General features: G+C 67.0%; 18 protein-coding genes and 1 pseudogene. 2 read left to right on the forward strand and 17 right to left on the reverse strand.

The features are described 5' to 3' along the window. Positions 1-10 precede the first annotated feature (10 nt). The gene (locus EJO69_RS03580; RefSeq protein WP_126039328.1) at positions 11-865 is read right to left on the reverse strand and encodes a universal stress protein; all 855 of its coding nucleotides are present in this window, start codon (positions 863-865) and stop codon (positions 11-13) included. Between the two features lie 75 nt (positions 866-940). Between EJO69_RS03580 and EJO69_RS03585 the strand changes: the two genes are divergently transcribed. Then, positions 941-1,861, forward strand: coding sequence for a hypothetical protein (locus EJO69_RS03585; RefSeq protein WP_126039331.1), 921 nt, complete (start codon positions 941-943; stop codon positions 1,859-1,861). Here EJO69_RS03585 and EJO69_RS03590 read toward each other — a convergent pair. From EJO69_RS03590 to hrcA, 15 genes are all read right to left on the reverse strand, one after another. After that, entirely contained in the window at positions 1,821-2,399 is a 579-nt protein-coding gene (locus EJO69_RS03590; protein WP_126039333.1) for a hypothetical protein, read from the reverse strand. The two genes, EJO69_RS03585 and EJO69_RS03590, sit on opposite strands and share 41 nt — an antisense overlap. Positions 2,400-2,499: 100 nt before the next feature. Further along, the gene (gene hisD, locus EJO69_RS03595) at positions 2,500-3,804 is read right to left on the reverse strand and encodes a histidinol dehydrogenase (protein ID WP_126039336.1); all 1,305 of its coding nucleotides are present in this window, start codon (positions 3,802-3,804) and stop codon (positions 2,500-2,502) included. Between the two features lie 9 nt (positions 3,805-3,813). Beyond that, entirely contained in the window at positions 3,814-4,596 is a 783-nt protein-coding gene (locus EJO69_RS03600) for an isoprenyl transferase (protein WP_126039338.1), read from the reverse strand. 7 nt (positions 4,597-4,603) lie between these two features. Beyond that, complete coding sequence (gene recO / locus EJO69_RS03605; RefSeq protein ID WP_126039340.1) at positions 4,604-5,326, reverse strand: DNA repair protein RecO; 723 nt, start codon at positions 5,324-5,326, stop codon at positions 4,604-4,606. Positions 5,327-5,490: 164 nt separating this feature from the next. Next, complete coding sequence (leuA, locus tag EJO69_RS03610) at positions 5,491-7,233, reverse strand: 2-isopropylmalate synthase (protein WP_425454736.1); 1,743 nt, start codon at positions 7,231-7,233, stop codon at positions 5,491-5,493. A gap of 232 nt (positions 7,234-7,465) precedes the next feature. After that, the gene (locus EJO69_RS03615) at positions 7,466-8,170 is read right to left on the reverse strand and encodes an FHA domain-containing protein (RefSeq protein ID WP_126039343.1); all 705 of its coding nucleotides are present in this window, start codon (positions 8,168-8,170) and stop codon (positions 7,466-7,468) included. Positions 8,171-8,203: 33 nt separating this feature from the next. Next, on the reverse strand, positions 8,204-8,923 hold the full coding sequence (locus EJO69_RS03620) for a PP2C family protein-serine/threonine phosphatase (protein WP_164519860.1): 720 nt from the start codon (positions 8,921-8,923) through the stop codon (positions 8,204-8,206). Beyond that, a complete protein-coding gene (locus EJO69_RS12280; RefSeq protein ID WP_164519861.1) occupies positions 8,923-10,395 on the reverse strand; it encodes an alpha/beta hydrolase family protein in 1,473 nt (490 codons plus the stop codon). The genes EJO69_RS03620 and EJO69_RS12280 overlap by 1 nt, the downstream gene beginning before the upstream one ends. Positions 10,396-10,424: 29 nt before the next feature. Next, on the reverse strand, positions 10,425-11,324 hold the full coding sequence (gene era / locus EJO69_RS03625) for a GTPase Era (RefSeq protein WP_126039347.1): 900 nt from the start codon (positions 11,322-11,324) through the stop codon (positions 10,425-10,427). A 13-nt stretch (positions 11,325-11,337) separates the two neighbouring features. Further along, on the reverse strand, positions 11,338-12,570 hold the full coding sequence (locus EJO69_RS03630) for a hemolysin family protein (protein ID WP_211331484.1): 1,233 nt from the start codon (positions 12,568-12,570) through the stop codon (positions 11,338-11,340). Then, positions 12,567-13,025: an rRNA maturation RNase YbeY gene (gene ybeY, locus EJO69_RS03635; RefSeq protein WP_126039349.1), complete on the reverse strand. Its 459-nt coding sequence runs from the start codon at positions 13,023-13,025 to the stop codon at positions 12,567-12,569. Before ybeY ends, EJO69_RS03630 begins: the two co-directional genes overlap by 4 nt. Beyond that, on the reverse strand, positions 13,022-14,005 hold the full coding sequence (locus EJO69_RS03640; RefSeq protein ID WP_245993753.1) for a PhoH family protein: 984 nt from the start codon (positions 14,003-14,005) through the stop codon (positions 13,022-13,024). Before EJO69_RS03640 ends, ybeY begins: the two co-directional genes overlap by 4 nt. Before the next feature lie 27 nt (positions 14,006-14,032). Further along, complete coding sequence (locus tag EJO69_RS03645; RefSeq protein ID WP_126039351.1) at positions 14,033-14,782, reverse strand: 16S rRNA (uracil(1498)-N(3))-methyltransferase; 750 nt, start codon at positions 14,780-14,782, stop codon at positions 14,033-14,035. Beyond that, the gene (gene dnaJ / locus EJO69_RS03650) at positions 14,779-15,891 is read right to left on the reverse strand and encodes a molecular chaperone DnaJ (RefSeq protein WP_126039353.1); all 1,113 of its coding nucleotides are present in this window, start codon (positions 15,889-15,891) and stop codon (positions 14,779-14,781) included. Before dnaJ ends, EJO69_RS03645 begins: the two co-directional genes overlap by 4 nt. Before the next feature lie 34 nt (positions 15,892-15,925). Then, a complete protein-coding gene (gene hrcA, locus EJO69_RS03655) occupies positions 15,926-16,918 on the reverse strand; it encodes a heat-inducible transcriptional repressor HrcA (RefSeq protein WP_126039355.1) in 993 nt (330 codons plus the stop codon). A 78-nt stretch (positions 16,919-16,996) separates the two neighbouring features. Between hrcA and EJO69_RS03660 the strand changes: the two genes are divergently transcribed. Further along, complete coding sequence (locus EJO69_RS03660) at positions 16,997-17,869, forward strand: DUF3097 family protein (protein ID WP_126039357.1); 873 nt, start codon at positions 16,997-16,999, stop codon at positions 17,867-17,869. 39 nt (positions 17,870-17,908) lie between these two features. Here EJO69_RS03660 and EJO69_RS03665 read toward each other — a convergent pair. Further along, positions 17,909-18,511, reverse strand: a pseudogene (locus EJO69_RS03665) (DUF6226 family protein); the annotation flags it as partial. Positions 18,512-18,524 lie beyond the last annotated feature (13 nt).

Raw genomic sequence — 18,524 nt, forward strand, 5'->3', positions numbered from 1 at the left:
TGGCGCCGCACTACCGGGCGACGAGCACCGTGGGTGCGTGGTGGAGGACTGCGAGGGCGACAGAGCCGAGCGTCCTGTCCTTGAGGCTTTGCCCATTCGGTGCGACGACGACGAGTCGCGACATCCGCGACGCATCGATGAGCGAGTCCGTTGCGTGCGCCTGAATGTGGAGGAACGTCGACGAGACATCCGCATGCTGTTCCGCGATCTCGTCGAACTGCTGGCGCGTCTGCTCGACCGACGTCATGATCTCGCCCCGCAACCAGTCCTTGTGCTCGCCCTCGAGCATGTTGCGCAGGCCGGCCGCCGCATGCTGGTGCGCGCGCAGGGCGCGAACCGATGTTCCCTCGACGCGGGCCAGCCGCAGCCCGCACTCGAGGGCGCGCAGCGACGTCTCCTCGGGGGCGAGCCCAACAGTGATCGGGCCGTCCGGGTTGAATTCCCCTGATCTCATGACAAACACCGGGCATCGAGCGAGGGTGGCAACCTTCGTCGCGACAGAACCGACGAGCATGTGATGCATGGCGCCCTGACCGCGGGCGCCGACGACGAGCGCGGCTGCTGTCTTGGAGGCGGCAACGAGAACGGTGGACGGATCACCGACGTGCCATTCGAGCTCGATCGGGACGTCGTGGTACCGGTCTCGGACGGCACCCTCGGAATCGGAGAGGATGGTCTCAAGCCGCTCGATCTCCTCCGAGGTCGGCTCCGGATCGAACGACGTGATCGCGAACAGAGGCGAATGTGCGGTGATGATGCGCAGGGGAAGGGAGTGGGTCCGAGCTATTCGGGCCGCCTCGAGTACCGCGTATCGTGCACGGATTGAGCCGTCCGTGCCGACGATAATGGGAAGAGCATCTGCCACGGCCACTACTGTAGCCGATCCGTGCCCGCGATTCCTCGGCTGGTTTGTGGCCGGACAGCATGGCACGATCTGCGCATGTCGGCTATCGATGCACTGCCGGGCCGCCTGGCCGGCCTCGTGACTGCACTCCTCGCGTCCCGTGAGCCGGTGCAGATCGTTTTCGACAGCGACGTCCCCTTCGATCTCATCGCCCGCGTGTGCCGCGAGTGCGCAGCACCGGTCTCGCCCGTGGCGGCCCGTCGGGAGCAGACCGCGATCCGCGAGGTCACGACCGGTGCGAGCCGCGGCTATCTCACGACCTCATCGGCGCCTCTGCCGGGCGCGGCTGAGATCCTCAGATTCGACGGGATCACGCCTCACCAGAGCCCGGCCCTCGCCGCCAAGATCCAGGCCATCCTCGACGAGGTCTGGCGTGCCGGCATCGAACTCCCCTCCCTCGCGGTGTGGCCCGGCGGCCAGCGGCTTCCCGCCGGGTCACGCCTCCAGCCCGGCAGGGCCCTCGCGGACCTGCGGGACCTGGGTCTCGGTGAGGAGGTGGCCGCCTGCCTCGACGGCCCGGACGGCGGGTTGCCGCACGTGCTCCGACGCCCCTGCGCGGACGTCATCGGGTCCTGGCAGCAGCTGCGCGGTCGCGCCTCGGTCGGGGCGGTCGTCGCCGCTCCACTGCCGAGCCATCCCACCCTGTCCATCCACACGGCACGCGGTCTCGCCGCTCTCCTCGGTGTGGAGTATGCGGGCGAGTTGACGGGCAACCGCCCGCCGGCCGACGTTGAGGAACCCGCGTCGCGGGTGAGGCGGCTCGCGTCGCAGCTGCGGCTCGACCCGGCGCTTGTCGATGTGGGGAAGGTCGCAGGCAGGCACGTGCTGCTCGTGGGATTGCGCTGGACAGAGGGCTGGACGATGACGGTGTCGGGTCAGCTCCTGCTGAGCGCGGGCGCTCTCTCCGTCAGGCCGTTCACTCTGAGTAGCGATAGTCGACGGGAACCCCGTCGATGATGGTGCCGAAGCGGTCGGGTCCCGCGTCCGCCGCGTACTGCGACGAGGCGAGGACGACCACGCCCGTCTCGTCCTCGTTGAGCTCGGCGGCGAAGTAGTCGTCACACCCGTAGCCGGTGATGAAGCTGTACGCGACCTGGTCGGGCTTGGCGTCCTCAGGCAGGAGCTCGACGTCGGCATCGACCTCATAGGCGGCCAGCAGTTCGACGATGCCGCCGGATTTGGCGGGGCCCGACACCCACACGACGACGTCGCCATCGAGCACGCTGAAGCCCTCGTAGATGTGGGCGAAGTTCTGTTCGACGTCAAGGAGTCCGAAATCCCTGTTGTCCTCGCCGAGGTACCACGTGTAGGCCTCGCGCCACGACATGTCGAAGTTGTCCATGTAGGTCTCGACGTGGCCCTGCACCGTCTCCGAGGCCTCGGAGGCTCGCGGTACGTCGCTGCTGAAGATCACGTCATCGAGGTAGGAGGGCTCGACGGAATCGCTGCCGCCGCCGATTCCCATCAACGTCGCTACGAGCAGTCCAGTCAGCACAGCTTCCTCTTCAGGTCGAACATGTCAAGAACTGGCACAGATGATACCCACAGAACTCCCACTCCTGTCACGCGGATCGGCAACCGTTATCCCACCGTAATCACTGGTGTGACGCGGATCTCACCTGGAGTGAGTGCCCGTGGGCGGGCAGATCCTCCGCATCGGCAAAGGTCACAAGGGGTGTCGTGATCTTCTCGAGCGCCTCTTTCGAGTACTCGACCTGCTGGACCGACTTGAGGAAAGCGTGCACGTTGAGACCCGAGCTGTAGCGCGATGTCCCACCGGTGGGCAGCACGTGATTCGAGCCCGCGAGGTAGTCTCCGGCGGGTACGGGAGTATAGGGACCGACGAAGATGGCACCGGCGTTGTCGACACGCCTGGCCACTCGCTCCGCATCCTCCGTGTGGATCTCCAGGTGCTCGGCGCCGTAGGCGTTGACGACCGCGAGACCGTCGTCGAGGGAGGCCACGAGCACCGTGCCCGATTGAGGGCCTGTCAGCGCTTCGCGGACCCGCGCGGCGTGCGTTGTCGCCTGTGCCTGCGCTGCGAGCTCCCGGTCGACGGCGTCGGCGAGCTCGACCGAGTCGGTGACGAGGACGGAGGCGGCCGCGGGGTCGTGCTCCGCCTGGGAGAGAAGATCGGCGGCGACGAACCGCGGATTCGCGCTCGCATCGGCGAGGATCGCGATCTCCGTCGTGCCCGCCTCGGAGTCGATGCCGACGGTGCCGAGGACGAGACGCTTGGCGGCGGCGACGTAGATGTTGCCGGGGCCGGTGATGACATCGACGGGGAGGCAGGAGCCCGCACCATAGGCGAACATGCCGATCGCGCCGGCACCGCCGGCGGCGTAGACCTCGTCGATGCCGAGCAGGGCGCAGGCCGCGAGGATCGTCGGGTGGGGAAGGCCGCCGAACTCCTTCTGCGCGGGCGAGGTGAGGGCGATCGAGCCGACACCGGCGACCTGGGCGCAGACGGCGTTCATGACGACTGACGACGGGTAGACCGCAAGCCCGCCGGGGACGTAGAGTCCGACGCGCCGCATGGGGATCCACCGCTGGGTGACGCGACCGCCGGGCACAATCTCGACCGACTTCTCCTCCGGCATCTGGATCTCATGGCCGATGCGGACATGCTCGATGGCGAGGTTGATCGCGTCGACGAGATCGCGGTCGAGGCTGTCCAGCGCGTCGGTCATCGCCTTCGCCGGCACCTCGATCGTCTCTGGCCGCACCCCGTCGAATCTCTCGGCCTGGTCGAGAAGAGCCTCGACGCCCCGCTCCCTCACGTCCGCCACGAGAGGACGGACGGCGGTGAGCGCAGCATCGATGTCGAGCGCGGCGCGGGGCAGGGAATCGGCGAGAGCGTCGGCCGTGAAGCCGCCGCGAAGGTCAAGTCGAGAGAGCATGGTCCTATCCTATTCCTCGGTGTCGGACGCGGCCGCCATGTCCACCGCACCGCCCCAGCGCCTGTGACGCTTCGCATACAGCGCGATCGCGTCCCACAGGTCCCTGCGGTCGACCTCGGGCCATGGCTTCTCCGTCACGACCATCTCGGCGTACGCGGCCTGCCAGAGGAGGAAGTTCGAGAGCCTCTTCTCGCCGCCGGTGCGCCAGAAGAGATCGATGTCGCTCATCGGCTGATAGAGATAGGAGCTGAAGAGCTCCGCATCGATCTTCTCGGGCCTGATCCTGCCCGCCGCTGCATCGCGTGCCAGAGCCGCCGCCGCGTCGGCGATTTCAGCCCTTCCCCCGTAGTTGACACACATGTTGACGATGAGCCCGGTGTTGTCCTTCGTCAGCTCCTGCGCGACCTCGAGCTCCTTGATGACGGATCCCCACAGGCGGGGCCTGCGCCCCGCCCATCGCACGCGGACACCCCACTCGTGGAGCGTGTCGCGCTGGCGGTGGATGACATCACGGTTGAAGCCCATGAGGAAGCGGACCTCCGAGGGGCTGCGAGACCAGTTCTCTGTCGAGAACGCGTACGCCGACAGCTCCTTCACGCCGATCTCGATCGCGCCCGCGATGATGTCGAGCAGGACCGGCTCGCCCTTCTTGTGGCCCTCGGTCCGCGGCAGCCCCCGCGCGTTCGCCCAGCGACCATTGCCATCCATGACGATCGCGACGTGCCCGGGGACGAAATCGGAGGGGATCGGCGGCGGTGCTGCTCCGGGCAGGGGTTCAGGTCGTGTGGGCATGGTGATCCTAGACGAGGGACAGGGACTTGATGCGGTGCTCGAGGTGCCACTGGGCGTGGGCCGCGGCAAGGGCCTTGGCCTGACTGCGGGTCGCGCCAGGCAGGTCGTCGGCACCATCCCACTCGCCCGCGATGAGGGAGCCGAGGAGCGTGACCGACTCCCGGGACGGGGCCGCCGACCCCGGCGGCCGGCACCCCATACAGACGGAGCCCCCGGCGGGCACCGAGAACGCGTCGTGCGGTCCGGGCTGGCCACAGGACGCGCAGTCGCGGACCGACAGCTCGAAGCCCGCCAGAGCGAGCGACCTGAGGAGGAAGGCCGTGAGGAGAAGTTCGGGGCGATGCTCATTGTTCGCGAGGGCGCTGAGGGCTCCATGGAGGAGGAGATACTGCTGGACGTCGGGAATCCCCTCATCCCAGACGATCTTCTCGGCCGTTTCGAGCATGACAGCGCCCGCGACATAGCGGTCATAATCCCATGCGATCTCGGAACCGTATGCATGGACCGATTCGACCTGGGTGACGGTGTCGAGTGTCCTGCCCCGATAGAACTGGGCGTCGACGAGCGAGAACGGCTCGAGTCGCGCACCGAACCTCGACTTCGTCCGCCGTGCGCCCTTCGCCACGGCGCGCACCTTGCCATGCTGAACCGTGAGCAGGGTGATGATCCTGCTCGACTCCCCCATCTTGTGGGTGCGCAGGACGATCCCCTTGTCGCGGTACAGCTTCACAGCACCATCCTATCCGTGCGCTGAGCCAGACGACGAGGGCCCGCTCCCCGAGTGACACGAACCCCGCGCACCCGGGTAGTCGAGAACTGCTGACCGTCGGAATACTCTCCCGGCCGGAGCGAACCTGTGGTGGGATCCTCTCCGGCCGGGTCAGTGAGCGGAGCTCAGCGCCTGGTCCGGTTGAGCGCGGAGATGATCGCCTTGAAGGAGGCGTTGATCGTGGACGGGTCGATGCCGACACCCCAGAGGATCTTGTCGTCGATGTCGGCCTCGATATAGGCGGCAGCGGTCGCGTCCCCGCCCTCGGAGAGGGCATGTTCGGCGTAGTCGAGGATGTGGACCCGGTGGCCCAGCTGTTCGATCGCGGCGACAAATGCATCGATGGGTCCGTTGCCGGAGGAGGAGATGACCCGGTCCACGCCGCCGACCGCGATGGTGACGGTCAGCTCGGACCGCTCCCCCTCGCCGGAGGACAGGGACATGCTCCGCAGAGTGTAGTGGCCCCACGGCTCGAGTCCTGCGACCTCGGAGGCGGGCAGGTACTCATCGGCGAAGATGTGCCACAGCTCGTCTGCGGTGACCTCGCCACCGCTCTCGTCCGTGTGGTCCTTGACGATCTGCGACAGCTCGATCTGGAGGCGGCGCGGCAGGTCGAGGTTCTTCGTCGTCGACAGGAGGTAGGCGACGCCGCCCTTGCCGGACTGGGAGTTGACGCGGACAACAGCCTCGTACGAGCGGCCGAGGTCGGCAGGGTCGATCGGCAGGTACGGCAGGTCCCAGGTGACGTCGCCGGTCTCGGCGATCTTCCTCCGACGCGCCTCGAATCCCTTCTTGATGGCGTCCTGATGGGAGCCGGAGAAGGAGGTGTAGACGAGGTCACCGACGTATGGCATTCGTGCCGGGACCTCCATCCGCGTGCAGTATTCGACGACCGAGCGGACCTCATCGATGTTGGAGAAGTCGATCTGCGGGTCGATGCCCTGCGTGTACAGGTTGAGGCCGACGGTGACGAGGTCGACGTTGCCGGTGCGCTCCCCCTGCCCGAACAGGCAGCCCTCGATCCGGTCGGCGCCGGCGAGCATGGCGAGCTCGGTCGTCGCGACGCCCGTGCCGCGGTCATTGTGGTTGTGGGCGGACAGGACGATGAACTCGCGGCGGGACAGATTCCTGCTCATCCACTCGATCTGGTCGGCGTAGATGTTCGGCGTGCATCGTTCGACCGTCGACGGCAGGTTGAGGATGATCTCGCGGTCCGCTGCGGGCTGCCACACGTCCATGACCGCCTCGCACACCTCGAGGGCGAAGTCGAGCTCGGTGTCGACGAAGATCTCCGGCGAGTACTGGTAGCCGACGATCATGTCATCGCCGAGGGTCTTCTCCATGTAGTCGATGACGTCCTGCGTGCCGCGGATCGCGAGATTCTTCGTCGCCTCCCGATCGTTGCCGAACACGACATTGCGGAAGACTGGAGCCGTCGCGTTGTACATGTGGACGGTGGCGCGAGGGAATCCCTCGAGGGCATCGATTGTGCGCTGGATGAGATCCGTTCGCGCCTGGGTGAGCACCGAGACGGTCACGTCGTCGGGCACCGCGTCTTCATCGGCGAGGGAGCGGACGAAGTCCCAATCCGTCTTGGAGGCGGCGGGGAAGCCGATCTCGATCTCCTTGTAGCCCATCGAGACGAGCAGATCGAACATCGCGCGCTTGCGGGCGGGATCCATCGGTTCGATGAGGGCCTGATTGCCGTCGCGCAGATCGGTCGAGAGCCAACGAGGCGCCTTCTCAAGCCGCCGGTCGGGCCACTGCCGATCGGTCAGCGATACGGGATTCGTCTCAAGGAACGGCCGGTACTTCTCGACCGGCATGGGAGAGGGCTGCTGATTGTTCTGGGGTCCTGAAGTCTTCACTTTTCCTGCTTCGCTCTGTTACGGGGGACCAGCGCGCCGTGACTCCGCGGTGAGGGGCCGGTCGGATCAGGCCTCGCCGCGGCGACTAAGCAGGAGGGTGCGCATGCACACAGTGTACGACGCATCAATGGATATGGAACAACCCGCGCGGCTCGTGTCTCGCATGACGGGCACCTGGCGGAGTGCACGCCTGGGCCGCGCACCCATCGCACCTCGCCCTCGAGTTCCTCTCTCAGCCTGCGTCGTCGTACTGCGCCGGATCGTCGAGCCGGTACAGATCATCGGCCGTGACGAGCCTCGTGGCCACCGCATGCTCGACAAGGCGCGCACGCCTGTTGACCGCGAGCCTGCCCGGACCACCGTGGAGCCCCCTGATCCCGTGGCGGGTGAGACGCTCACAGATGTGGTCGAGTTTACGGTTGAAGCGCGTGATCGGCCATCCGAGCCTATCGGCGGCCTGCTGGGAGGACGGGATCGAGGACGTCGTCCCCCTGCCCGTGAGCACGGGCTCGGCAAGCGCGAGGATGAGGAGGAGCTGGGAGGGCGTGAGTTCGACCGGGCCGATCGTCGTCTCCCCCGAATCCTCCAGGTGTGACGAGTGCGCCGGCAGGTAGGGCGGATCATCATTGAAGATCGTCATCTCATACGTCGTCGGCCCTGCCGTGAACAGAAGGAGGGTTTGGGCGTAGACGATCGGCAGCTTCGCGCCGGGGGCGAGAATGGCCTGGGTTGCCCCGTCCGTATCTGCCAGCGTTGCCGTCAGCCGCGACCCGACGTTCTCGATCCAGCACAGGCCGTCGACGAAGCTGATCGTGAGGAACCGGCGGTGCAGGTATGGGTTGTCCTCGAGCTCGAGCGGGCCCTCCCGCCCGATGAGGAACGGTTCGTCGGGGTCGAGCGTGTACCACTCACCGACGAATTCGATCGAAACTGTCATGGCTCGAGTGTAGGGGAAAATACCCCTCCAGAATCAGGCGGACGCCCGGGCGAGGACGACGGTCGCGTTGTCACCGCCGCCCGCCTCGAGCGCCGCCTCGACGAGTGCCTGGGCGATGTGGTCGAGGCCTCCGCCCCGGCCCAGAATCTCGGCGATCTCCCACTCGGACAGCTCATCGGTGACCCCATCCGAGCATGCGAGGAGGATCTGCCCGCCGGCCGCCACGTGACGGAAGGCGGGATCGGCACAGACATCCGCCCCGACGGCACGGGTGACGATGCTGCGCCGAGGATCGTACCGGGCCTCCTCGCGGCCGAGCATGCCGGTATCGATCAACTCCTGGACGAGGGAATGATCGGTGGTGAGCGCCTCGAGCTCCCCATCCGCATAGGAGTACATGCGTGAGTCACCGACGTGGAAGACGAGCCAGGAGTGGGTGGCGGTTGCGCGGGCGAGGACGGCCCCGACGACCGTCGTTCCCGACCGGGGGCCGATGGCGCGGGCGGCGCGGGCGATCGCCCGCTTGATCTCGGCTCGGGCCTGGGCCGTGCTGCCGTCCAGCTCCATGGCGGTCAGCTCCTCGATCATCCGCTCGGCGGCCATGTCACCGTCCTCAAGCCCGCCCATCCCGTCGGCCACTGCGATGATCGGAGGTACCGCGAGCAGCCGGTCCTCCTGGCGCTGGCGAACATGCCCGATCGCCGTCGCGCTCCCGATCTCGATGTCCGCTCCGCGTCGGAGCCCCCCGCCCATCACAGCGCCGTCAGCAGCGAGGGGTAGACGTTCCAGTAGGCCAGGCCTGCCAGCAGCGTCGCCAGTCCGAGGATCGAGGAGACGATCGTGAAGTGGGGGAAACCCGTCAGGGGCCGTGCCCGCAGCCACGCGAAGACCAGGCGGACAACCATTCCCACGGCGATGATGGCGAGGATCTGGCAGGCGAGCCATCCGCCGCGGACGACGAGCACATCGGTCTCATACGAGAGCGCGAGGTCGGCGACGGTGAGCAGATACCAGATGAAGGCGGCCCAGGCGATGACGACGGCGACGCCGGCCTGTATAAGGGGACGTGCCGTGCCCTTGAGGTCGAGGAGCGGCTTCTTCTTGACACGGATCCGCCCGATGAGGCCCGCGACGAAGCCGACCACGGTGAGGGCGAGCCCGACGATGAGGATGATGATGGGGGTGGCACCCGAGGCGTACCAGCGTGGTGTACCCGGCTCTTCGGCGGTGAAGTGCTGGACGGGCTGGGCCCCGGCGATCTGAGGGTCCGCCGAGGCAGTGGCGGGCAGGCCGAGGATCCAGCGGGAGAGATCCTCACCCGCGTTCGCCGACAGGGACAGCGAGCCGCGCTCCAGCACGCGAAGCCCATGATCGGCACCCTCGTAGTAGCGCAGCGTGTAATCCGTGTTGCCGTTCGTCGCGATGTCATCGATGATCTGCTGGGCGCCCTGGATGACCGGCATCGACAGGTCGCCCGTCCCGTAGAGGATGAGGACCGGCTGGGTGATCTGCTCCTGGTAGGGGCCGACATCGAAGTCGATGTAGTCGAAGCCGCCGGGAAGCTCGCCGCCGATGAGGCGCGGGATCGCCTGCAGCAGCTGCTCCGGCACACCCATCCGCCGCAGATACGTGTCCGCCGCGAGCGCCCCCTGCTGGCGGATGGGAAGGACCGGGGAGGAGACGAGGACAACGAAGGCGACCTCGGGTTCCGCCGCGGCCACCATGGGGGCGATGAAGGCCCCCTCCGATTCGCCATAGACGCCCACACGCGACGGGTCGACGCCCTCGAACTCCCGCAGCCAGGCCCACTGCTCTCGGTAGGCGGAGGCGAGCTGGCCGTAATCGCGCTCCGTCGTCGAATAGGAGTCCAGCGGCTTGTCCCCAACGAGGGTGACGACTCCCGCGCTGGCGAGGGCGGTTGCATGCTGCGTGAAGGCCGTGTGGCGGTAGGTTCCTGTGCCGTGCATGAAGATGACGGCTGGGCTGAGGCCCCGCTTGTCGACTGGTCGTCGCACGGTCACCTCGAGGTCCCCCGCCTCGGTCTCCACCGTATGGATCTCGCTGTCGACCTCATAGGTGCGGGGCGGATCAGTTGTGACGGAGGACCCGATCGCCGTGTCAGACGTCTCGGGGACGATCTGGTTGAGGTAGGGATCGGGCGACCAGCCGGGGCCCGCGACTGTGCCCCACATACCGAGGATGAGGACGACGACGATCGTCGTCACCACCCTCGGATGGCGCACGTCGCGGGACACTAGAAGCCCAGTCGGCGCAGCAGCTTGGGGTCGCGCTGCCACTCTTTGGCGACTCGCACATGGATGTCGAGGTAGACCCGGCAGGCGAGGAGCTTCTCGATCTCCTCGCGGGCCGCCTTCCCGACCTCCTTGAGGCGGGCGCCCTTCGCTCCGATGACGATGCCCTTCTGGGAATCGCGCTCAACGTAGAGGTCGGCGTGGATGTCGATGAGCGGGGGCCGCTTGTCGCCCTTGCGCTGGGGACGCTCGTTCATCTCCTCCACGAGCACCGCGATCGAGTGCGGCAGCTCATCGCGCACGCCCTCGAGCGCCGCTTCTCGAATGAGCTCGGCGACGACGATCCGCTCGGGCTCGTCGATCGTCTCCCCCTCCGGGTAGAGAATGGGAGACTCCTCCATGAGGGAGACGAGGACGTCTGCCAGGTGCTGGACATTGTCGCCGGTCGCGGCGGAGACCGGAATGATCTCCGTGAAGGCGGCGAACTGTGCGACCTCGACGAGATGCTCGGCCAGCTGCTCCCTCGTCACGAGGTCGGACTTCGTGACGATGGCGATGACGGGAGTCCGCGAGTTCTTGATCTCCTCGAGGAGGTAGGCGTCGCCCGGTCCGAGCGTCTCGTTCGCCGGCAGGCAGAGTGCGACGAGATCGACGTCGCCGAGCGTCTGCCGGACGAGGTCGTTGAGCCGCTCCCCGAGAAGGGTGCGCGGCCTGTGCATGCCCGGCGTATCAACAAGGATGACCTGGCCGCCCTCGCGATTGACGATGCCGCGGATGACGCGTCGCGTCGTCTGCGGCCGCGCGGACGTGATGGCGACCTTTTCCCCCACGAGCGCGTTCGTGAGGGTGGACTTACCCGCGTTGGGTCGGCCCACCAGGCTGACGAATCCGGCTCGTGTCATTGATCCTCCAAAGTTACTGCTGCAGGCTCGCGATGAGTGTCGCGAGTCGCTTGCGGCGCCCCTCGAAGCGTTCGGCGACGAGGTGCAGTCCCAGGATATCCGTCTCGGAGCCGAGGATCGGTATCTGGCCCAGCCCCTTGGCGAGCAGACCTCCGGCAGTGTCGACATCCTCGTCGTCGATGGCGAGCCCGAAGAGGTCTCCGAGCTCGTCGATCGGAAGGCGGGCCGGGACCCGGTAGACGCCATCCTCGAGCCTCTCGACCTCAGGCGCCGCCTGGTCATGCTCGTCGACCATCTCCCCCACGAGCTCCTCGAGGAGGTCCTCGATGGTGACGAGTCCGGCGATTCCGCCGTACTCGTCGACGACGAGCGCCATGTGGAAGTACTTGGCCTGCATGTCATGAAGCACGTCGTCGACCGGCTTCATCTCCGGGATGAAGACGGCCTCACGCATGACGTCCTTCGCCGTGATGTCGTCCGTGTCGAGCCTGCGGTGCGTGCGGCGGACGATGTCCTTCGAGTAGAGGACACCGGCGACGTCATCGACGGTGTCACCGATGACGGGGATGCGGGAGTATCCGGAGCGGACGAATAGGCTCTGAGCGGAGTCGAGGTCCGTGTCCATGTGGACCGTCACCATGTCGGTCCGCGGCACCATGACCTCGCGCACCATCGTGTCGCGCATATCGAACACCGACTGGAGGAGGATCCGCTCCTCGTCCTCGAGCTCGTTCGACTCCGACATCCGTTCGACCATGACCGCGAGATCATCATCGCCATCCTCGTCATCGTCCCTCTTGACGAAGGGCGAGAAGATCGTCGTCAGCCACGACAGCGGCCGGGCAACGGCACGCAGCGTGGTGACCGGGTGGCGGTAGCCGATCCGGCGCGGCGAGAGGAACCCGAGGAGGATCGAGAGGACAAGGGCCGCCCCGAGCGTGACGAGGACGACCTGCCACCAGGCGCCCAGGACATCGGCGAGCAGCAGTGCGACGCCGGCACCGGCCATCATGTCCGCCACCGTCCGCAGGGTCGCCAGTCCCGCGCGGGCGGCGGTCTTCGACGCGACGATCGACGCGATCCTGTGGGCGCCCTTCTTCCCGCTGCCGACCGCCTCGGCCGCCTCCGTCCGGGTGATCCTCAGAAGCGCCGAATCGGCCATGACCGTGACGGCCGAGAGGAGGACGAGAAGGGTGATGGTGAGGATGACCGGGAGCTCCGGGACCTCATCGATCATCGGGGTCATGAGCGCGTTGCGAGGAATCCGAGCAGCAGCCTGCGCTGGAGCCCGAACATCTCACTCTCCTCCTCCGGTGTCGCGTGATCGTAGCCGAGGACGTGAAGGATGCCGTGGGTGACGAGGAGGAGGATCTCCTCGATCGTCGCATGGCCGGCGGTTCGCGCCTGCTGTGCGGCGACGGTGGGGCAGACGACAACATCGCCGAGCAGCCCTTCGACGGGCTCCTGACCGGGCGGCGGGGGCCGCACCTCGTCCATGGGGAAGGACAGAACGTCCGTCGGCCCCTCTTCATCCATCCACTTGACGTGGAGGTCGGACATGACCGCCTCGGTCACGAGCGTGACCGACAGGTCGGAGCCGGGGTGGATCCTCATCTCGCCCAGGACGTACGTCGCGAGCTCAACGATCTCCTCCCCGTCGATCGCAGGCTCGAAGCCTGACTCATCCGCGTATTCGATCAACGCCGCCTCCTGCGGTTGTCGGTCTCGGGGTGCTCCGCACCCCACCTGTCATAGGCATCGATGATGTCGCCGACCAGGCGGTGCCTGACGACGTCGGCGCTCGTCAGCTCGATGAACGCCAGATCCTCGATATCGGTGAGGATGCGGCGCACCACCCGCAGCCCCGATTGGGTGCTGCCGGGCAGATCCACCTGGGTGACATCACCGGTGATGACGGCCTTCGAGCCGAAGCCGAGCCGGGTGAGGAACATCTTCATCTGCTCCGGCGTCGTGTTCTGGGCCTCGTCGAGGATGATGAAGGCATCGTTGAGCGTGCGTCCGCGCATGTAGGCCAGCGGCGCGACCTCGATCGTGCCGGCGGCGATGAGCTTGGGGATCGCCTCGGCGTCGAGCATGTCGTGGAGCGCGTCATAGAGCGGACGCAGGTACGGGTCGATCTTGTCCGTCAGCGTGCCCGGCAGGAAACCGAGAGACTCCCCCGCCTCGACGGCTGGCCGAGTGAGGACGATGCGGGACACCTCGCGGCGCTGAAGGGCGACGACGGCCTTCGCCATGGCGAGGTAGGTCTTGCCGGTGCCCGCGGGGCCGATGCCGAAGACGATCGTGTTGTCGTCGATCGCGTCGACGTAGCTCTTCTGGCCGACGGTCTTCGGGCGGATCGTCTTGCCGCGGTTCGAGAGGATGTCGGTCGAGAGAATGTCGCTCGCAGCGGCGAGCCCCTCTTTCGTGATGCTGATCGCGCGCTGGACGGAGTCGACTGTGAGAGCGGTTCCGCCGCGCACGACATCGATGAGCTCCCTCAGGAGGGAGGCCGCCAGGGCCACGGGACCCTCGTCCCCGCTGATCGTGATCTCCCGCTCGCGCACGTGGATGACGGCCGGCGCGAGGCCCTTCTCCATGGCGCGCAGAACCTCATCCCGGTGGCCGAGGAGGTTGATGAGGGGAACATCGTCCGGGACGTTGAGGACCTGTATCGTCACGTTCTGCCTTCCTTGTTGTGCGCCAGTCTAACGCCAAGAACCGCTGGTCACCTGGAGCACGGCAGCCGCCACTGTACCGGCGGTGCCCGAGCGGAGCACGGACCTGCCGAGCAGGACCGGCTCTCCCCCGGCCTCGATCAGAGCGGCGAGCTCAGCGTCGCTGATCCCGCCCTCCGGACCGACGATGATCCACAGCGGTCCCGGACGGTCGATCGCCAATCCCGCGAGAGGCTCGGTGGCGGACTCGTGGCAGATGAAGGCGCGTCCGCCGGAGGCGACCGCGGCCCGCACGAGCTCGGCCAGGTCGCCACTCGTCACCGGCTCGGACACGTCGGCGAGGTGGGACTGGCGCGACTGCTTCATGGCCGACGCCGCGATCTGCTGCCACTTCGCGCGACCCTTGACGGCCTTCGGGCCGCTCCACCGAACGATGGAGCGGTCGGCCTGCCAGGGGACGATGCCGAGAACGCCGACCTCAACGGCGGACTCGATGGCCGCCTCGTCCCGCCCGCCCTTGGCGAGAGCCTGGACGAGCGTGATCGGGTTCGCGGGGGCCGGCTCGACTGTGCGGGTGAGGACGGTGCCGCGCACGAGAGCGGGCGACACCTCGCTGACCTCGACCGTCACGCGTGTGCCGCGACCATCGACGATGTCGATCTGTTCCCCTGGCTGGGTCCTCTTGACGTGCGCATGGTGCGCCTCGGCGCCGGACAGGTCGATCCGCGATCCCTGCTCCTGGGCCCCAAGTTCGGGGTCGATGTAGACCGGCAGGGTCACAGGAAGCGGTCCCGGAAGCGAGAGAACACCGACGGGCTATCGGAGACGAGGCTCCCCTCGGGGGCGGTCTCCCCGCGGATCTCGGCCAGCTCCCGCAGGAGCTCCCTCTCGCGGCTCGACAGCTTCGTCGGGGTCACGACGTGAAGATTGATGACGAGGTCGCCGCGGTCGGCGCGGTGGAGGCGACCGACACCCCTCCCGCGCACGCGCAGCGAGACGCCCGCCGAGGTGCCCGGTTCGATGGTGATCTCCTCGGGGCCATCGAACGACTCAATCGTCATCGTCGTGCCGAGGGCAGCGGCCGTCATCGGGATCTCCAGCTCGCAGACGAGATCATCGCCATGGCGGGTGAACTGCGGGTGGTCGGCAACGTGGACCTCGATGAAGAGGTCGCCCTGCGGGCCGCCGGCCGGGCCGACCTCGCCCTTGCCGGCCATGCGGATCCGCATGCCGTCCTCGATGCCGGCGGGAATGCGGACGTTGAGAGTCTGCTGGGCGCGCACGCGCCCCTCGCCCGCGCAGTCGAGGCAGGGATCGGTGATGACGGTTCCGTGGCCTTGGCACACCCCGCAGGATGTGGTCGACATGACCTGGCCGAGGAAGGAGTTGGTGACCTTGCGGACGGAACCCGTACCGCCACAGGCCGTGCATGTCTCAGGCGCTCGTCCGTCACGCGAGCACGTGCCGTCACAGGTCGAGCATCGCACGGCCGTCTCGATGGTGATGTCCGTGTCGAGACCGAAGACGGCGTCGCGCAGCTCGATCTCGACCGGCACGAGGGCATCCTGCCCGCGCCTGCCGCGCGGCACGGGGCCGCGGGCGGCGGTCGCCCCGCCGAAGAAGGTGTCGAAGATGTCCTGGAAGGATCCGCCGAAGCCGCCGGGGGCTCCGCCGTTGCGGACGGCCTGCTCCCCGCCCATGTCGTAGAGTCGACGCTTCTCCTCGTTCGAGAGGACCTCGTAGGCCGCGGTCACCTCTTTGAACTCGTCTGCGCTGTCGGGCCCGGCAACATCCGGGTGCAGTCTGCGGGCCTTCTTGCGGTATGCGCGCTTGATCTCATCCGAAGTTGCGCTTCGGGACACGCCGAGAATGTCGTAGTAGTCAGCCACTGACGCCGATTCTTTCTGGTTGGGGAAGGTGGACTCAGGAGCCGAGGATCCTGGTGAGATAACGGGCGACAGCCCGCACGCTCACCATGGCCCCCGGATAGTCCATCCTGGTCGGACCGACGATGCCGAGGCGGGCTGTGCCGCTCGACCCGTAGGTGGATGTGACGATCGAGGCCTCGGAGAGGCCCTCGTCATTGTTCTCCGAACCGATCGTGATCGCAAGGTCGCCGGTCACCTCGGCGAAGAGGCGAAGCAGGACCACCTGCTCTTCGAGCGCTTCGAGGACGGGGGTGATGGTGTGCGAGAAGTCGATATCGGTGCGGGCGAGGTTCGCGGTTCCGGCCATGACGATCCGCTCCTCCGCCTCGTCCGTCATGACGTCCTTGAGAACGGCGACGATCGAACCGGCCCTGCCGCGCTCGGACGGAGCCAGCTCTCCGAGCGCATCCTCCGAGATCTCGTGGGCGGCGCGGTTGACGAAGACGGCGTTGAGGCGTGCCGACAGATCGAGCGCCTGCTCGTCGGTCATCCCCAGCTCGAGGCTGCGCTGCTCGACGGCGCCGGAATCGGAGATGACGATGAGGAAGGTGACGTGCTGGGAGATCGGAACGAGTTCAATGTGACGAACGGCGCTGCGGGCCCGCGTCGGGTATTGGACGACGGCGACCTGTTTCGTCAGCTGGGCGAGGAGCCTGCCCGCGCGGAGCACGACGTCGTCGAGATCGGCCGCGCCCTCGAGCCAGGTTTCGATCGCCCTCTTCTCCGCCGAGGAGAGAGGCTTGATCTGGGCGATGGAGTCGACGAACGTGCGGTAGCCGCGGTCGGTGGGCACACGCCCTGCGGATGTGTGCGGCTGATGGATGAGGCCAACCTCTTCCAGGGCCGCCATGTCATTCCTGATCGTCGCCGAGGACACGTCGAAGCCGTGCCGTTCGGCGATCGCCTTCGATCCGACCGGCTCCCGGGTGTGGACGTAATCCTGGACGATGGCCTGCAGAACCTTCAGCCGTCTCTCGTCGCTTCGCATGCCATCCCCCTTTCTTGCACTCGACATGCCCGAGTGCTAATTCTACGCAAGATACCAGACATTGCCTACTCTGGACCCGTGTGTGCTTCGCGATCAGCTGACAGATATGGGCGGGATGTCCTCTCCTCGCCCAGGCCCAACCGCCTTCGGGCCCAGCAGGATGTGCCCGCCTCCGCCGGGCTCCTGCTCGAGGATGTCGAGTCCGGATTCGTCGGCGAGGTCATCGCCGTCGAAAGAGTGGCGGGCGAGATGCTCATGACGCTCGAGGGGCGCGGGGGCGTGCGCCGGCGGTTCCCGCTCGGCCCCGGATTCTGGATCGACGGTGAGCCGGTCAACATCGTCCCGCCACCGAAGAGGCCGGCGCAGCCTGTGGCTGAGCGCACCGCCTCGGGCTCGCTCAGGCCGGATGCGAAGCCCGCCGTCATGTTGCCCTCCCGCATGTGGGTCGAGGGCAGGCATGATTGGCAGCTCATCGACCGCGTGTGGGGTGAGGACCTGCGCCACGAGGGCATCGCAGTCGAGGAGCTCGCCGGCGTCGACCGGCTCGCAGAGATGCTGGCCGTCTTCGAGCCGGGCCCCGGCCGACGCGCGGGAGTCCTCGTCGATCACCTCCTGCCCGGCACGAAGGAGAGCCGCCTCGTCGGCGAGGCGCTCGCCGAGTATGGAAACGAGCACGTCCTCGTCCTCGGCCACCCCTACGTCGACGTATGGCAGGCGATCAAACCCGCCCGCGTCGGGCTTGACGAGTGGCCCCACATCCCCAAGGGAACCGACATCAAGGCAGGCACGCTCAAAGCCCTCGGCTTGCCTCATAGCAGCGTCCATGAGATCGGCATCGGCTGGTCGAAGATTCTTGACCGGGTGCGGGACTGGCGCGACCTCGAGCCGTCCCTCCTGGGGCGCGTTGAGGAGCTCATCGACTTCCTCACCGACACCAGCGCCAAGAGCTGACATCGAATCCGGATCGGACTGACGTTGAAGCTGTGCTGATCAGGAGGCCGTGGCCGCGCGCGGCCAGGGACCCCAACCGTCTGGAAGGGACCGGAGGATGGGTTCGGCGTCTTCGAGGAGCTGGACGGGAAAATCTTGAGAGCGTGACTTTCCTGAGCTCGCACCGTCCGGATAGGTGAAGGCGAATTCGACCCAGAGGCGAAGCCCGCGCTCGATCTTCTCGCGGTATCGACCGCCGACGACCGCGAACACCTGCTGCTCCAGCTCATCAGCTTCGGCCTGCCAGTTCGAGTCGCATGCGTCGCAGCCGCAGACTGGATAGTGGAAGTCGTGCAGAAGACCGGCGTGCATGGAGATCCCCGGGTAGGCGGTGAAGACCAGCGTCAATGGCGCACATCTCGAATCATTCGGCCGTATGCGCACAGCGCGCTCGATCTCGTGGAACGTGGGAGTCAGCAGATCGTCCGCCGTCTCAGCACTGTCATCGATCTCGACGTCAAACATCTCTGCGAGGTGCGCGATCACGGCGTCGGCGACAACATGGAGTGGCGCGAACCGCTCGGGATGCGGGTCGACCGAATAGGTGCCCTCCGGAGGCGACCCACGCCATCGATTGCCGTAGTTGATCGCAGCACCATCAGCGTCAGGAAAAAAC

It is taken from the genome of Flaviflexus salsibiostraticola (assembly GCF_003952265.1).
Classification (GTDB): domain Bacteria; phylum Actinomycetota; class Actinomycetes; order Actinomycetales; family Actinomycetaceae; genus Flaviflexus; species Flaviflexus salsibiostraticola.

Excerpts from the sequence above, each read along its gene's own strand:
- EJO69_RS03615 (WP_126039343.1), bottom strand. The coding sequence starts at position 8,170 with ATGACAGTTTCGATCGAATTCGTCGGTGAGTGGTACACGCTCGACCCC.
- EJO69_RS03585 (WP_126039331.1), top strand. The coding sequence starts at position 941 with ATGTCGGCTATCGATGCACTGCCGGGCCGCCTGGCCGGCCTCGTGACT.
- hisD (WP_126039336.1), bottom strand. The coding sequence starts at position 3,804 with ATGCTCTCTCGACTTGACCTTCGCGGCGGCTTCACGGCCGACGCTCTC.
- EJO69_RS03620 (WP_164519860.1), bottom strand. The coding sequence starts at position 8,923 with ATGGGCGGGGGGCTCCGACGCGGAGCGGACATCGAGATCGGGAGCGCG.
- EJO69_RS03630 (WP_211331484.1), bottom strand. The coding sequence starts at position 12,570 with ATGACCCCGATGATCGATGAGGTCCCGGAGCTCCCGGTCATCCTCACC.
- EJO69_RS03600 (WP_126039338.1), bottom strand. The coding sequence starts at position 4,596 with ATGCCCACACGACCTGAACCCCTGCCCGGAGCAGCACCGCCGCCGATC.
- hrcA (WP_126039355.1), bottom strand. The coding sequence starts at position 16,918 with ATGCGAAGCGACGAGAGACGGCTGAAGGTTCTGCAGGCCATCGTCCAG.
- era (WP_126039347.1), bottom strand. The coding sequence starts at position 11,324 with ATGACACGAGCCGGATTCGTCAGCCTGGTGGGCCGACCCAACGCGGGT.